This is a genomic window from Collinsella sp. LCP19S3_B7 (assembly GCF_052121795.1).
In the GTDB taxonomy this organism is placed as follows: Bacteria; Actinomycetota; Coriobacteriia; order Coriobacteriales; family Coriobacteriaceae; genus Collinsella.
On the sequence record NZ_JBQKDO010000003.1, the window covers coordinates 100,329 to 116,228 of the forward strand.

The 15,900-nt window shown below is 61.1% G+C and carries 10 protein-coding genes; 9 read left to right on the forward strand and 1 reads right to left on the reverse strand.

Annotated elements, in window-relative coordinates; translation table 11 throughout:
- Nucleotides 1–501 precede the first annotated feature (501 nt).
- On the reverse strand, nt 502–2,283 hold the full coding sequence (locus ACTQW0_RS02210; protein WP_441566728.1) for a 1-deoxy-D-xylulose-5-phosphate synthase: 1,782 nt from the start codon (nt 2,281–2,283) through the stop codon (nt 502–504).
- Between the two features lie 226 nt (nt 2,284–2,509).
- Between ACTQW0_RS02210 and ACTQW0_RS02215 the strand changes: the two genes are divergently transcribed.
- The 9 genes from ACTQW0_RS02215 (at nt 2,510) to ACTQW0_RS02255 (ending at nt 15,892) form a co-directional block, all read left to right on the forward strand.
- Nucleotides 2,510–3,046 carry an HD domain-containing protein gene (locus ACTQW0_RS02215; RefSeq protein WP_441566730.1) on the forward strand — a complete coding sequence of 179 codons (537 nt, stop codon included), beginning with the start codon at nt 2,510–2,512 and terminating at the stop codon, nt 3,044–3,046.
- Between the two features lie 3 nt (nt 3,047–3,049).
- On the forward strand, nt 3,050–4,069 hold the full coding sequence (locus ACTQW0_RS02220; RefSeq protein WP_441566732.1) for a putative ABC transporter permease: 1,020 nt from the start codon (nt 3,050–3,052) through the stop codon (nt 4,067–4,069).
- Nucleotides 4,070–4,266: 197 nt separating this feature from the next.
- Entirely contained in the window at nt 4,267–5,544 is a 1,278-nt protein-coding gene (locus tag ACTQW0_RS02225) for an ammonium transporter (RefSeq protein ID WP_441566734.1), read from the forward strand.
- A gap of 161 nt (nt 5,545–5,705) precedes the next feature.
- Nucleotides 5,706–6,044 (forward strand): P-II family nitrogen regulator, encoded by a 339-nt coding sequence (locus ACTQW0_RS02230; protein ID WP_117629936.1) that lies wholly within the window; start codon nt 5,706–5,708, stop codon nt 6,042–6,044.
- An 84-nt stretch (nt 6,045–6,128) separates the two neighbouring features.
- Nucleotides 6,129–6,986 carry an HAD-IIB family hydrolase gene (locus ACTQW0_RS02235; RefSeq protein WP_441566736.1) on the forward strand — a complete coding sequence of 286 codons (858 nt, stop codon included), beginning with the start codon at nt 6,129–6,131 and terminating at the stop codon, nt 6,984–6,986.
- 120 nt (nt 6,987–7,106) lie between these two features.
- Nucleotides 7,107–7,817 (forward strand): TetR/AcrR family transcriptional regulator, encoded by a 711-nt coding sequence (locus tag ACTQW0_RS02240; RefSeq protein ID WP_441559384.1) that lies wholly within the window; start codon nt 7,107–7,109, stop codon nt 7,815–7,817.
- 11 nt (nt 7,818–7,828) lie between these two features.
- Complete coding sequence (locus ACTQW0_RS02245) at nt 7,829–12,610, forward strand: acyl-CoA dehydratase activase-related protein (protein WP_441566738.1); 4,782 nt, start codon at nt 7,829–7,831, stop codon at nt 12,608–12,610.
- Between the two features lie 281 nt (nt 12,611–12,891).
- Nucleotides 12,892–13,851 carry a 3-hydroxyacyl-CoA dehydrogenase gene (locus ACTQW0_RS02250; RefSeq protein WP_154514839.1) on the forward strand — a complete coding sequence of 320 codons (960 nt, stop codon included), beginning with the start codon at nt 12,892–12,894 and terminating at the stop codon, nt 13,849–13,851.
- A gap of 304 nt (nt 13,852–14,155) precedes the next feature.
- Nucleotides 14,156–15,892 (forward strand): aryl-sulfate sulfotransferase, encoded by a 1,737-nt coding sequence (locus tag ACTQW0_RS02255; RefSeq protein WP_441032873.1) that lies wholly within the window; start codon nt 14,156–14,158, stop codon nt 15,890–15,892.
- Nucleotides 15,893–15,900 lie beyond the last annotated feature (8 nt).

A 15,900-nucleotide genomic window follows, 5' to 3' on the forward strand; every position in this document is an offset into this window, starting at 1 on the left:
GCAGGTTTTATCTGGGCAAACGTCGATTATTACAGCTGAGATAGCGTTTTGCGGACAGCATGGTCGCTCGCGGCGGTCGCTATAATGGCGGCAACGCGACATATATAAGTAAGGAGATCGCGTATGAACGGCTATTCGTTTTTCGCGCCGACCATGACTTAAAACTACCACAAAGGGGACAGGCACCTTTGTGGTGGTTCTTGCAGATGTGGCGGCCTGCCTCGCTGTTTTGTCTCAATCTGTAACACCTGCAGCCATTTTTGCCGAGTAACTGTTACAGATTGAGATTTTCTCTTTAGGGGGATTTGAGTGTCTCGATCTGTAACATCTGGACGGACAAAAGGTCTCTATCTGTTACAGATTGAGACAAACAACAGGGGCAAAGACGGTTTGTCTAGATCTGTAACAATTGGGCGAGGATTTGTCCTCTAGGTGTTACAGATCGAGACAATTGAGTTGGGAAAAAACCTCCGCAGGGGTGCTTCCCTTGCGGAGGTTTTTCTACTCGCTCAGCAGGCGTACCGCTTCGGCGGCCATGTTCTCGACCGTTATGCCGTTCTGAGCAAGCAACTCGTTGGGGTCGTAGCGGTCGGGAAAGCCCTTGGCGATGCCAAAGGTGCGCGTGCGCACGGGCGTGCAGGACAAGTAGCACGCGACGCGCTCGCCCCAGCCACCGTCCAAGATGCCGTCCTCGAGGGTGACGACAACGCGATGCTCGGCGGCAAGGCCATCGAGAGACTCGCGGTCAAGCTCGGTTGCAAAGCGCGGGTTGACGAGCGTGGCCTCTATGCCGTATTCGGCAGCCAAGCGGTTTGTTACGCGCTCGCCCAGCTCAAAGAAATCGCCAAGCGCGAGCACGGCAACGTCGCGGCCCTGACGCACCACGTCGTAGCGAACGGCGCTGTAGTCGGTGTCCTCGGCGGGCGCCAAATCGGGGCGGCTAACCAGGCCAATGCCCGGAACGCGGATCGCCACGGGATGCTCGCGGTGGTCGAGCGACCAGCTCAGCATGGACAGGTATTCCTCCATGCAGGCCGGTGCCAGATAGCGCATGTTGGGAAGTCCGCCCAGCATGGATATATCAAAGAACGAGAGGTGCGTCTCGGATGTGGTGCCAAAGATCGACGCGCCAAACACCAGGATGGTTGCGGGGGTGTCGTTGAGGCACAGGTCGTGCCACAGCTCGTCGTAGGCGCGCTGCAAAAACGTGCCGTACACACCAAAGACTGGCTTGGCGCCCGAGCGCGCAAGCGCGGTGGCAAAGGTCACGGCGTGCTCCTCGGCAATGCCCACATCGACGAACTGTTTGCCGGCCGCGGCGCGAAGCTCGGGTGTAAAGCCCATGATGTAGGGCGTGGCGGCCGTGATGCCCACGACCCGCGGATCGCGCTCGATGGCGGCGCTGAGTGCCTCGCCCGTAATGTCGGCATAGGTGCGCGGCGCAGGCTCGCTCGGATGGCCCGGGCAGAGCTTGCGCCCGGTTGCCATGTCAAACGGACCCACATGGTGCCAGCGCTCGGGGTCGCTCTGGGCCGGCTCAAAGCCCTTGCCCTTGGCGGTGGAGACGTGCAGCACGATGGGATGATCGATATTGCGTAGTTCCTGCAGCGCGTCGACGAGGGCTAACACATCGTTACCGGTGTCCAGATAGCGGTAGTCGAGCCCCATCGCGCGGAAAACGTTGCGCTCACAGGCGCCGTTGCTGGCGCGCAGATCGGCCAGATTGCGATACAGGCCGCCATGGTTTTCGGCGATGGACTGGTCGTTATCGTTGACGATGATGATCAAGTTGCTGTCGAGCTCGGCGGCGTTGTTGAGGCCCTCAAACGCCAGGCCGCCCGAAAGCGAACCGTCGCCAATGATGGTAATGACGTTGTACGCGTCACCCGCCAGGTCGCGCGCGTGGGCAAGGCCGCAGCCCAGGCTCACCGACGTGGAGGTATGGCCCATGGCGAACAGGTCGTGCTCGGACTCGTCGGGATTGGCAAAGCCAGAAGCCTCACCATAACGATCCGGATCGATATAGGTGTACGCGCGCCCCGTCAGCGCCTTGTGGGCGTAGGTCTGGTGCGAAACGTCAAAGACAATCTTGTCGATGGGGGAGTTAAACACGCGATGAAGCGCAACCGTAAGCTCAACGACGCCCAGGTTGGGGGCAACGTGCCCACCGACGACGGCGGAGCTTTCGAGGATTGCCTGGCGGATCTCGCCGCAGAGCAGCGGAAGCTCGGCGCGGTCGAGAGCCTTGACGTCCTCGGGCGTTGTCGTTTGCGTAAGCAGCATCGTTGTGGGTTACTCCATGCGAATCGAGCGCCGGCGCTCCCTCGGCCGGCACAATTGCACAAAACAGTCTCGCACATTTTGGCGTTTGATATGTGACGGCGGCGCGGTAATTCGCCAACTGGTGGGGCGAAACGTTTTGTCCGGTGCCATACTGGTAGATTCGATGATGATTAATTCAATGCGTGCAGGCTGTGGCTTGTCGCCGTGAGTCGCTGAAGGAGGCAGCATGTCCGATGTCGTTCGTGCCGAGAAAATCGCGTGCGAAGTAGACCATGCTGCCCGTCAACTGGCGCAGGCGGGCCGTCTGGACCTGACGCGCGGGTTTATCCAGCATGGCGATGTGACGGTCTATGCACATGTGACTTCGGTAGCGCGGGCGAGCCTGTCCTTTGCCGAGCGCTTGGGCCGTGTCGGTATCTCCGTCGACCGCGCCTCGTTGCTGCGCGGGGCCCTGCTGCACGATTACTTTCTTTATGACTGGCACGATCCCGACCCAAGCCATCGCCTGCACGGATTTCGGCATCCGTTTTTTGCCCTGGCGCGTGCGGAGGAAGATTTTGAGCTGACGTCGCGCGAGCGGAATATTATCGTGCGGCATATGTTTCCGCTGGTGCCGGTGCCGCCGACGTGTCGTGAGGCATGGATTGTGTGCCTGGCGGATAAATGGTGTGCTCTGCGCGAGACGGTCGCCGGCCGTCTGCCGCGCAAGGACGAGGCAGACGATGGCGTGAGTGAAGAATCGAGCGAAAAGAGGAGAGGGTAGACGGTGGGGACCGCGATCGACATGGCATTTGACGGCGCGACGCTTGCCGCCTGTCCGCTCTCGGCACTGGTGCTCTCGTTTGCCTTTTACGGGTTTTGCGGTTGGGCATGGGAGTCAACAGTCTGCGCCATGCTCAACCAAGGACGCTTTGCCAACAGCGGATTCTTGCTGGGGCCGTGTTGCCCTATCTATGGTGTGGGCGGCATAGCCTGCTGGCTTTTGCTGCGCGGGATTCCGGATGCCTCGAGCCAATTTGTCGCCGCGGCGCTTGTGTGCAGCGTAATCGAGTACAGTGTGGGCCTTCTATTGGAAAAGGCAACAGGCGCACGCTTTTGGGACTACTCACACCTGCCGTTTAACTTGCACGGACGTATCTGCCTGTACTGGGCCTGCGCGTTTGGCCTGGGCGCGTTGTGCATTTGTCGTTTAGTGGAGCCGGCATTGCTGGGACTGCTTGGCCATCTGCCGGTGCTGATTGTGCGGCTGTCCGCCTTTATCGTCTCGGTCGCGATGATGGTTGACGCAGCGTGCTCTTTGGCCAGTTGGCGGCGTCTGTCCGATCAGCTGGAGCGCGTCCGGGCCGACCTTGCCGACCGCATCAATGAGTCGCTCGCCGATGCGTCCGACTCCATGCTCGAACGTATTCCCGATTCGACGATCGACTCGGTAGCGCAGACGCATATCCGTAGCCGCGCCGTTAACGCGTGGCTGGCCGAGCTGGGCGACGCGGCGCTCGATGCCCTGCGCGAGAAGGCTTCGATGCCGACGTTTATCTCGGATGGTGCTCGCGGACTGGCGCTTGCCGCCCGCCGCGTGGCCGATGCCGCGCCGAGCATGCCTCGGCCGTCGCTCGCCCGTCTCCGTGCCGGCAGGCGCGCAAGCCGTCCGGTGCCGAGCGTGTCGCTCAGCCGTCGCGACCTGCGCTTCTTCAATGCCTTCCCGCGTCTGCGCATCAATCGCTACGAGGGCGTCATTCGAGCAACTAATCTCCGCGACCGCGCCCACGAGCTGTTTCGGCGCTAGCCGGGATGGGCGCGCACACGGCTCCCTTGCTCGCGTATTTCCCGTTCGTTTCGTGCCCGTTGCCGTGCCGTTTCCAAGATTGCGGTACCGTTTCCATTCGACAACGCAGCGTTTAACAACGCCGTATCTGGTCTACACCAGTTGCCCTTCGGCCGCATTATGGGCGCCGCAACGTTCATGCGACCAAAGGGGAGCGAATGTACGATACGGGATCGACAACGTTTATGCTCATCTGCACCATGCTCGTGTTTTTAATGACACCGGGTCTGGCGTTTTTCTATGGTGGCCTGTCCAGGCGCAAAAATGTCATCAACACCATGCTTATGTGCTTTGGCACCATTGGTCTGGTTGGTGTGCTGTGGATTGTCGCCGGCTGGTCGCTGGCCTACGGCGGCGACGGCTCGAGCCCGTTTATTGGAGGCCTTGACCAGCTGCTGTGCTTGCCGGTGCTCAACCAGGTGCTGCAGGCGGCCGAGGGCAATGCTGCGGACGGTGCCGTCTACCCTCAAATCATCAACATCACCTTCCAAATGGCGTTTGCCATGATCACGACTGCTATCGTCACGGGCAGCCTGGCCGGCCGCGTTAAGTTTGGTGCCATGACGGCCTTCCTGGGCATTTGGCTGCTCGTGGTCTATGCGCCGCTCGCCCACATGGTCTGGGGCGGTGAGGGTTCCTTTATCGGCGACATCATCGGTGCGCTCGACTTTGCGGGCGGCGACGTGGTGCACATCTCGTCCGGTCTGACGGGCCTGATTCTCTGCTTAATGCTCGGCCGTCGTCGCGGCTTTGGCATGGTGAGCTACCGCCCGCATAACGTGCCGTTTGTGGCGCTGGGCGCCGGCCTGCTTTGGTTTGGCTGGTTTGGCTTTAACGGCGGCAGCGAGTTTAAGGCCGACGCCGTGGCGGCGCTCGCCATCCTCAACACCGTGACGGCCAGCGCGGCGGGCATGGTCTCGTGGCTTGTCGTCGAGCGCGTGCGCACCGGTCGCCCCACGCTGGTGGGTGCCAGCACCGGTCTGGTTGCGGGCCTTGTGGTGGTCACGCCGGGTGCGGGCTTTGTCGAGCCGTGGGCAGCGCTGGTCATGGGCCTGATCGTATCGCCTGTCTGCTACCTGGCTATCAGCCATCTTAAGACTAAGTTTGGCTACGACGATGCGCTCGACGCGTTTGGCTGCCACGGCATCGGCGGCATCTTGGGCGGCGTGCTCACGGGCCTGTTCTGCGTGCCTGAGCTCTCGTGGACCGGTAAGGGCGGCCTGTTCTACACGGGCGACGTGTCGCTGCTCATCTCGCAGATCTTGGGCATTGTGGTGACGGTCGCTCTTGTACTGGTGCTCGATTTGGTGATCGCCGCGGTGGTCAAGGCGCTGTTTCGCGGCAGCCTGCGCGTGGACGAGGCAGACGAGGCGCTGGGCCTGGATGCGAGTCAGCACGGCGAGAGCGCGTATCCTTCGTTCTCTGGGCTCGATTAGCAGCACGGCTTTCCCAGGCACCCGACCTTGCCCCTCAAACCGTCGCTTGCGTACCGAAGTACGCGGCGCTCCTCTTTCGGGGCAATCTCGGGCACCTGGAAAACCCGTGCCACATGAACGAGCGGTTCATTTCTTTATTAAAGAAAAGAGAGGAATTCACTATGAAGAAGATTACGGCGATCGTTCGTGCCGAGAAGCTTGAGGTTCTTAAAGACGCGCTGTTTGCTGCTGATGTTCGTGGCATGACTATTAACCAGGTGCAGGGCTGCGGCGCACAGCATGGCTGGAAGGAATACGTGCGCGGCAACGAGTTGCTTGTCAACACGATCCCTAAGGTGCAGTTCACCCTCATCTGCGCCGATGAGCATGTCGACGGAATTGTCGACATCATCTGCAATGCTGCTCGCACCGGTGCCGTTGGAGACGGCAAGATTTGGGTCGAGCCGGTCGAGGAAGTTATCCGCATCCGCACCGGCGAACACGGCCCCGCCGCGGTGTAGAATCGACCGCCTGACGGGTGTGCCTCTCTTGGGGCGCGCCCGTTCTCGTCTACAATATCGTGCAGACGAAGGAGAGGCATGCCCATGATCAAGATGTTTGCGAGTGACTTAGACGGAACGCTGCTGAACGCCCTACACGAGGCAGATGGGACCATCCGCCGTGCCATTCGCGAGCTGACCGAAGCTGGCCTGCATGTGGTTCCCGCGACCGGGCGCTCGACGCTGCCGATTGGCGAGCATGGCTTTACGGGTCTGGCACTCGACGCCTGCTGCTCCAACGGATCCATCGTACGCAACAGCCATGGCGAGGTGCTCAAGACCTGGACCATCGACCCGCAGGTTACCGAGGAGCTGCTCAAGGCGTTCCCGGACATTTGCTTCGACTGCTCCACGCCCGATGGCATGTTCTCGAGCGGATCGTTCGAGATGCACCAGGCGGGCTTTAAAAAGGACAGTCCTATCAAGCGCATCGTGATGCGCGGCATGCGTGCACGTGGGGGGTATCACGAGGAACAGTATTTCGACCAGTCGATCGGTGACATCCTGCGCCATGACGTATGCAAGATCAATTGTCGCGTGACCTCGCCCGAGCTGGAGCGCGACCTTAAGGCGTATTTGGCCGAGCGCTCGGACCGCGTGGTCAACGCGCCGTTCGATCCGGTGATGTTTGAGATCACGGACGTGGCGTGTAACAAGGGCGAGAGTGTGGCCTGGCTGGCGGGCTACTACGGCATTGCCGAGGACGAGGTCGCGGTTTACGGCGACGGCGGCAACGACATCGCCATGCTCAAGCGCTTCCGCCACAGCTACGCGACCAAAAACGGCAGTGACGCGGCCAAGGCCGCCGCGAGCGCGACTATCGGCAGCTGCATGGTCCACGCCGTCCCCAAACACATGCTCGCCACCATGCATAAGCAAAACCCCCGCACCATCATCGAATAATGTGACAAAGGGACTGCCCCTTCGTCGCATCCAAATATTGCCTTTACGTGTTGATGCACACGGTGTGCAATAATACTCGCACTGTGCAATAGCGCACAGGCTGAGTAACAAGGAGGACGCTTGTCCCAGCTCGAGAAATGCGATCGCCGGTCCCTTCGCTCGCAGCGTGCCCTTCGCCAGGCACTTGCCAGCGAGCTTGCCGAAAGCGGCGACCTTTCGCGCATTAACGTCGCGTCGCTCACCGAGCGTGCTGGCCTTACGCGCCGTACGTTCTATTCGCATTACCGCGATATCCCCGACTTTATCAATCAAATCGAGGACGGCTTGCTGGCCGAGATCCGTGAGCGTATTGAGCTCATCACCGCAGCTCGGCTGCCCGATCTCTATCACAACATCGATGAGCTCGAGCCGGCGCCCGGTTCGGTTGAGCTACTGCGTTATCTTGCGGCCAACCGCGACTTGATCGGTGCGCTGCTGGGTCCGGGCGGCGACCAGGCCTTCATTAAAAGGATTATCGACACCGCGCGTGAGGCTGTGGTGCCGCGTGCACAGACGGGCATTTTGGGCCTGGCGCTGGGCACGTTCTTTGACTACTACGTCACCTACGTCGTGAGTGCCGAGGTCGGCATGATTCAGCGCTGGTTTGAGCGTGGGCTCACCGAATCGCCCGAGGCCATGGCGCGCATGATGACGGTGCTCGCTTTTGTGCGCCCTGGTGACCTGTATAGCCAACCCATCGATATCAACGTGCCGGAGTACGGCATGAAGCTATTGAACTTGCAGCTCGAGGACGCGGCCGACACCCCCGCAACCGTCGAGTCCAACAACTAAGAGGAGAGACAATGAGCAAACTCGTCGAGGGCATCAAGGACCGCATGGTCGCCGCCGCACGCGAGGCTGCGCCCACCGTGGTGGACGCCGCGCAGAAGGCCGCGACCGCGGCTGCCGAGAAAGTTGTCGAGGCAGTTGCCGATGCCAAGAACTCGGTAGGGGAGACGTCCGTCGCTAGCGAGCCCGCCACCGCCGCCGAGCCCGAAGCCGCCGCCCACGCCCCCGAAGGCGCAATCTTCAACCCCGAGGCCGCCCACGGCAACCTGCACCTGGGCATCGACGTGGGCTCCACCACCGTCAAGCTCGCTGTGCTCAACGATGACAACCAGATCGTCTACGCCAAGTACCAGCGCCACCACACCGACGTCCGCGCCTGCGCCCGCGACCTGTTCGAGGGCGCTGCGGCCGTGCTGCCGACGGTCCAAATGACCTGCGCCATTACCGGCTCGGGCGGCCTGCTGCTGTCCCAGTGGCTCGACCTGGAGTTTGTCCAAGAGGTCATCGCCAGCAAGCGCGCCGTCGAGACCCTCATCCCGGCCACCGATGTCGCCATCGAGCTGGGCGGCGAGGACGCCAAGATCATCTACTTCGATAACGGCATCGAGCAGCGCATGAACGGCACCTGTGCCGGCGGTACGGGTGCGTTCATCGACCAGATGGCAACCCTGCTGCACACCGACGCCAGCGGCCTTAACGAACTCGCGGCCAACGCCACCACCATCTATCCCATCGCCAGCCGCTGCGGCGTTTTTGCCAAGACCGACGTCCAGCCGCTGCTCAACGAGGGCGCCCGCCCCGAGGACGTGGCCGCCTCCATCTTCCAAGCCGTCGTGACCCAGACCATCTCGGGCCTAGCGTGCGGCCGTCCCATCCGCGGTAACGTCGCCTTCCTGGGCGGCCCGCTGCAGTATCTCTCCGAGCTGCGCCATCGCTTCTACCTCACGCTCAACCTGGACGAGGAGCACCGCATCGTGCCCCAAAATGCTCACCTGTTTGTGGCGAGCGGTGCCGCCATGGCGCACGAGTCCAATAAGCTCAGCACGTTCCCGCAGCTCATCGAGGCCATCGATGCCCTGGGTGACACACAGGGCGCCGAGGTCGAGCGTCTGGATCCGCTCTTTGCCACCGACGAGGACTTTGCCGAGTTCAAGACCCGCCACGACACCGAGGTCGTTCCCAAGGGCAAGCTCGAAGGCTACACCGGTCGCGTGTTCATCGGTATCGACGCCGGTTCCACCACCATGAAGGCCGCGCTTGTGGGTGAGGACGGCCAGTTGCTGCATACCTGGTACGGCAACAACAACGGTGACATCCTGGGTACGGCCAAGGTCATCATGGCCGATTTCTACAACCACATCCCCGCCGGCTGCACCATCGGCCACGTGACCACCACGGGTTACGGCGAGGCGCTGCTCATCGAGGCCCTCAAGGCCGATTCCGGCGAGATCGAGACCGTCGCGCACCTGCGCGGCGCCAAGGCATTCCTGCCCGGCGTCGAGTTTATCCTGGACATTGGCGGTCAGGACATGAAGTGCCTGCGCGTCAAGGACGGCGTTATCGAGCACATCATGCTCAACGAGGCCTGCTCGTCGGGCTGCGGTAGCTTTATCGAGAGCTTCGCCGTCTCTATGAACATGGACGTGCGCGCGTTCGCCGACGCCGCCATCCATGCCAAGGCTCCGGTGGACCTGGGCAGTCGCTGCACGGTCTTTATGAATTCGCGTGTTAAGCAGGCGCAAAAGGAAGGTGCCACGGTGGGCGACATCGCGGCCGGTCTGTCCTATTCCGTCATTAAGAATGCCCTGTTCAAGGTCATTAAGCTGCGCGATCCCAAGGAGATCGGAAGCCAGGTGATCGTCCAGGGCGGCACCTTTATGTCCGATGCCACGCTGCGCGCGTTTGAGCAGCTCACCGGCGTTCACGCCGTGCGTCCCGACATCGCCGGCTGCATGGGCGCCTATGGCGCGGCCTTGCTCGCCCGCGATCGCGCTGGCGTCGACGGCACCTCGACCATCCTTTCGGCCGAGGACATCGCGCACCTCACTGTGACGCAAAAGCACGTCCGCTGCGGTCGCTGCTCCAACAACTGCCAGCTCACCGTCAATGACTTTGGCGGCGGTAGGCGCTTCATTACCGGCAACCGCTGCGAGAAGGGCGCCGGCCACAAAAAGCAAAAGACCGAGGCCCCTAACCTCTTCAAAAAGAAAAACGAGTTGCTCTTTAATCGCGAGGTGCTGAGCCCCGACGAGGCCCCGCGCGGCACCGTGGGTATCCCGCGCGCACTCAACATGTACGAGAACTACCCCTTCTGGCATGCGTTCTTTACGCGCTTGGGCTTTAGCGTGCAGCTGTCCGACCAGTCGAGCAAGAAGACCTACCAGGCAGGCATCGAGTCCATGCCGTCCGAGAGCGTGTGCTATCCGGCCAAGATGAGCCACGGCCACGTGATGAACCTTATCGACCGCGATGTCGACTTTATCTGGATGCCGTGCGTGCGCTGGGAGCGCAAGGAGGATCCGACGGCTGGCAATTGCTATAACTGCCCCATCGTCATGAGCTACCCCACGGCGCTGGCACTCAATATCGACGAGATTCGTGAGCAGAATATCGAGTTCCTGTACCCGTTTGTGCCCTATCACGACAAGACCGAGCTCAAGCGCCGCTTGTACCAGGTGCTTGCCGTCGACCGCGTGGCCGATGCTGAGGCCGGTCGCGGTCGCGTGCGCGGTCCCAAGATCACGCGCTCCGAGGTCGATGCCGCCGTCAACGCTGCCTTTGAGGCCGATGCGCGTTTCCACGAGGACATCCAGACCATGGGCGAGGAGACCCTTAAGTGGGTCGAGGACCACGGCGGTCACGGCATCGTGCTCGCCGGCCGCCCCTACCACAACGACCCCGAGATCAACCACGCCCTGCCCGAGCTTATCTCGAGCTTTGGCTTTGCGGTCTTTACCGAGGATTCGCTTGCGCACCTGGTGAAGCCCGAGCGCCCCATCCGCGTCGTCGACCAGTGGATGTACCACAGCCGCCTGTACGCTGTCGCCCGTTTTGTTACGATGCGCAACGACCTGGACCTGATCCAGCTCAACTCTTTCGGCTGCGGCCTGGACGCTCTGACTACCGATCAGGTGCAGGAGATTCTGGAGGCCAGCGGCAAGATCTACACCGTGCTCAAGATCGACGAGGTGTCCAACCTGGGCGCCGCGCGCATCCGCATCCGCTCGCTCATGGCCGCGCTTAAGGACCAGGAGGCTGAGCGCTTGGCCGAGGCCGCGGCCGCGGGCGAGACCTACGAGCAGGGCGATGCCGCGCCGGTGGCTCCCTCCACGGATGCCCCCGCATTCGCGAGCCGCAAGTACACGTTCGAGGCTCAGCGCGAGAGCGCATCGACCGCGTGGCCCAAGGTGCCCTTTACCGAGCAGATGCGCGAGGAGGGCTACACCATCCTGTGCCCGCAGATGGCGCCGATCCACTTTGACCTGGTCAAAGAGGTGTTCCGCGGTGCCGGCTACAACTTGGAGCTGCTGCCCTCGACCGATCACGACGCCGTCGAGGCCGGCCTGCGCTATGTGAACAATGACATTTGCTATCCGTCCATTTTGGTGACCGGCCAGATTATGGAGGCCATCGAGAGCGGCCGGTACGACCTGTCCAAGACGGCCGTGGTTATCAGCCAGACCGGCGGCGGCTGCCGTGCCACCAACTACATCGCACTCATCCGCAAGGCCCTGCGCGAGAGCGGCCACCCCGAGATTCCGGTGATCTCGCTTTCGGCGGTGGCGCTCGGTGAGGACAACCCCGGCTTTAAGATTACGCCGGCGCTGCTTAAGCAGGCAGTCTACGCGGTGCTCTTTGGCGACGTGATGATGCAGATGCTTTATCGCTGTCGTCCATACGAGGCTACGCCCGGTGCCGCCAACGCACTCTACGAGGAGTACATGGCGCGCGCCCGCAAGCTGGCGCCCAAGTTCAACCGCCACAACTACACCAAGCTGTGCCGCGAGGCCATCCGCGCGTTCGACACCATGCAGCTCGTGGGCGAGGGCACCAAGCCGCGCGTGGGCGTGGTCGGCGAGATCTTGGTCAAGTTCCACCCCACAGCCAACAACCACGTGGTCGACGTTATCGAGCGCGAGGGCTGCGAGGCCGTGGTGCCGGGCCTGCTCGACTTCTTCCTGTACTCCATGAGCAACGCCGAGCTGCAGAAGGATGAGCTCGGAAGCTCTGCAACCACGCGCGCTGGTATGCAGGCGCTCATCAAGCTCGTGGACTGGATGCGTACGCCGGTGGAGGAGCTGCTCCAAAAGTCCCGCCGCTTTGAGGCGCCCGAGCGCATCGGCACCATGGCGGACAAGGCCCGTACGGTGCTTTCGGTGTGCAACAACATGGGCGAAGGCTGGCTGCTCACGGCCGAGATGCTCGACCTGATTGACCATGGCGCGCCCAACATCATCTGCACGCAGCCCTTCGCGTGCCTGCCTAACCACGTGGTGGGCAAGGCCGCGATCAAGGAGCTGCGCCGTCAGCACCCCGAGAGCAACATTGTCGCGGTGGACTACGACCCCGGCGCGTCCGAGGTCAACCAGCTCAACCGCATTAAGCTCATGATCAGCGTGGCCAAGGAAAACATGCGCGCCGGTAAGGGCTTTAAGCTCGAGAAGGTGGCGCCGCTCGCGATGGACGAGGTCACCGGCCAGATGCGTGCCCATGATGGCTGCGTGAGCTGTGGCTCGGTCAGCGAGGAGGCCGTTGCATCGGTCGCCAAGCGTCTGGGACGCGGCATTAAGAAGTAGTTGGCCTGCTATGTGCTAGATATGAGACAAACGGGTGGTAGCCGTATCGGCTACCACCCGTTTTTGCTGGACGTATGCTGCGTAAACGCCCCAACTATCACCTCTTCCGAAAGCGACGTGTCAGTGGCACCAAAAATCGCCCTTGGAACCCTGAGATAATGAACATATGTAGCCGTTCGCCGCAAATTACCGTCCGTTTATGGAACCCACCCCCAGCGCGCGTCATCCTTACGGTTGAATAAATACACATCCATGGAATTACGTAAGAGAGGACTGTTCCTATGAGCTACAAGACCGTTTGTGTTGCCGGTGGCGGCGTGTTGGGAAGCCAGATTGCCTTTCAGGCTGCCTACTGCGGCTTCGATGTGACGATCTGGCTGCGCAGCGAGGGCAGCATCGGCCGCACTCAGCCCAAGATCGATCATGTGCGCGAGGAGTACATCGCGGCTATCGAGGGCATGGCGGACGGCACGGGCGAGTGGTGTGCCGGTATCGCCGATAGTGACCAGCCCTTCGACAAGGAGGCGGCGCTCGCCGCCGTCGAGCGTGCCTACTCCACACTTAAGCTAGAGCTCGATCTTGCCAAGGCAGTGGCCGACGCCGATCTGGTTATCGAGTCGATGGCCGAGGACACCCAGGCAAAGATCGACTTCTACAAGAAGCTCGCCCCGGTTCTCCCGCAAAAGACCGTTGTCGTGACGAACTCCTCCACGCTGCTACCGAGCACCTTTGCCAAGTACACCGGCCGCCCCGAGAAGTACCTGTCGCTGCACTTTGCCAACTCCATCTGGAAGAACAACATGACCGAGGTCATGGCTCAGGACCAGACCGACAAACGCTATTTCGATGAGCTCGTCGACTTTGCTAGCGACATCCGTATGCTTGCCCTGCCCGTCAACAAGGAAAAGAACGGCTATCTGCTCAATTCCATGCTGGTGCCGTGGCTGCTTTCGGGCCTTGATCTGTACGTCTCGGGCGTCAGCGACCCCAAGAGCATCGACCTCGCATGGACGCGCGGCACTGGCGCGCCCAAGGGCCCGTTCCGCGTGTTCGACACCGTGGGCATCCAGACGGCCTACAACATCGTCATGCAGTATCAGAAGGTGCCGGGCTTGGTGAGCCCGCTGCTCAAAAAGATGATGATGCCCTACAACTTTAAGGCCATGGCATCCGTCCTCAAGCAGATGCTCGACGAAGGCAAGTTGGGCGAAAGCTCGGGCGAGGGTTTCTTCAAGTATTAAAAAGATCCCTCGGCAACATTGAGAAACGTGTCATTTGCAGTGTCAGTGCGCCGCAGCTCCGCTCGGCAACGGGACAATCCGCTTTATGCGCCAACGCGAACTTGTCGACTTTGCCGTGGACTGGATCGAGCACCATCGCGGCCGCCCCGATTGATCACTTGGGAGCGGAAGGATTGCGGATTCCCTTCGCGCCCCGCGTTTCCGTATCGCTAGAAGCTTAAACTTGCATTAAGGGGCGTTTGTTAAACTGTGAGTCATAATTAGACAGGGCTGGGCAAACGCCGTGGTATATGAGGGAACGACAATGGTATTCAAAGACGGTAACGATATGGAATTGAGTGACAAGGACAGCAGACTGTTTTCGCGTCGAGCGGCTCTTGCGGGTGCGGCGGGCGCGCTGGCGCTTGCCGGGACAGGGCTCATGGGCTGCTCGGTCGGCGGGGCCGGCACGGGCGCCGCATCTACTGCGAGCAACGAGCTCACTGACGAGCAAAAGAAACTCCACAAGCAGATTGTCGCGACCTACGACGTCGAGAAGCAGGCGGCCATCAAGGAGCGGCTCGATGCCGAGTACGCTGACGGCGGCTACAACGAGACCGCTCCGTTTATCGCGCAGGATCCCTTTGGCACCGATACCCTGAGCTGCTACGTTCGCTTTGCGACAACGGATTCCGTAACCGTCTCCTACAAGGTCGCCGGTCGCAAAAAGACTGGTGACACGCCCAAGGTCGCCGCTTTTTCCCATACGCCCCACGGCGGCGACGCGCCGGCCACGGAACACGAGTTCAAGGTCATCGGCCTCATTCCCAACCACAAAAACACGGTAACCATCACTTGCACGGCACAAGATGGTATCAGCCGCACCTCGACGTTCACGGTCAAGACGCCGGCTCTCAAAGGCGAGGAAGAAGAGCAGCTCACCGTCACGTCGGGGGAGTCCAATACGCCGCTTGCCGATGGTCTCTTTACTATTCTGGGCAACGACTCGTCCAAGCTCGACTTTATGTACCTCTACGACAACGACGGCCAGATTCGCGGCGAGGTGCCGATTGTCGGCTACCGCAGCCACCGCTTGCTGTTCCCGGGCGACGGCAGCATGATCATGAGCATCTCGACTACCAAGATGGCCCAGATCAACGCCATCGGCCAGGTGGTAAACGTCTGGAGCACGGGCGACTACGAGCTACACCACGACTACGCTTTCGATGACGATGGCAACCTGCTGGTGCTGGCGAGTCACGCCGGCTCCGAAGCCGATTTGGACGTCGATCGCGCGGCTGCCAAAAAAGATAAGGATGATCGCGTTAATGTAGAGGACCTCATCATTAAGGTCGACATAACAACAGGTGACGTCTCTCTCGTCGTGGACCTGGGCGATATATTCCCCGACCTCAAGGCAAGTGCCAAGGTTGCCTCGGACGGCGACCTGGATTGGATTCACATCAACACGATCCAGTGGCTCGGCGGCGGCACCGTTTTGCTCAGCTCGCGCGAGACCTCAACGGTCATCAAGCTCACGGATATCTACGGTACGCCTACGGTCGATTGGCTTATGGGCTCGCCAGAGTTTTGGGCCGGCTCGGGCTTTGAGGACAAGTTGCTGCAGGCTCAAGGCGATTTTTCGCTCAACGCAGGCCAGCATAGTGTGACCTATCTGCCAAACGACGAGACGACCGCGACTGGTCGCTACCAGGTGCTGCTATACGACAACAACTTTGGTGTTGCCGAGAGCTATCCCAAGTTCGACTGGGGCCAGCTGGGCGCTGCGGTAGTGACCGACTACAGCAAGGGAACGCATTCGTTTGGGCGCATTTTTACGGTGGACGAGACCGCGCGCACCTACGAGCTTGTGGACCAGATCGCAGCGCCGTTCTCAGGTTACGTAAGTAGTGCGCAGCGCGTCGGCGATTCGAATAGCATGCTCGTGGCATCGGGCATAGCCAAGACCTTTGCCGAGTACGATCGCTATGGACTGCCCATTGCCACGTACGAGATGGAAGCCGAGAAGTACATCTACCGCGTGTACAAGTACGAGCTGTAGCGCTGCGC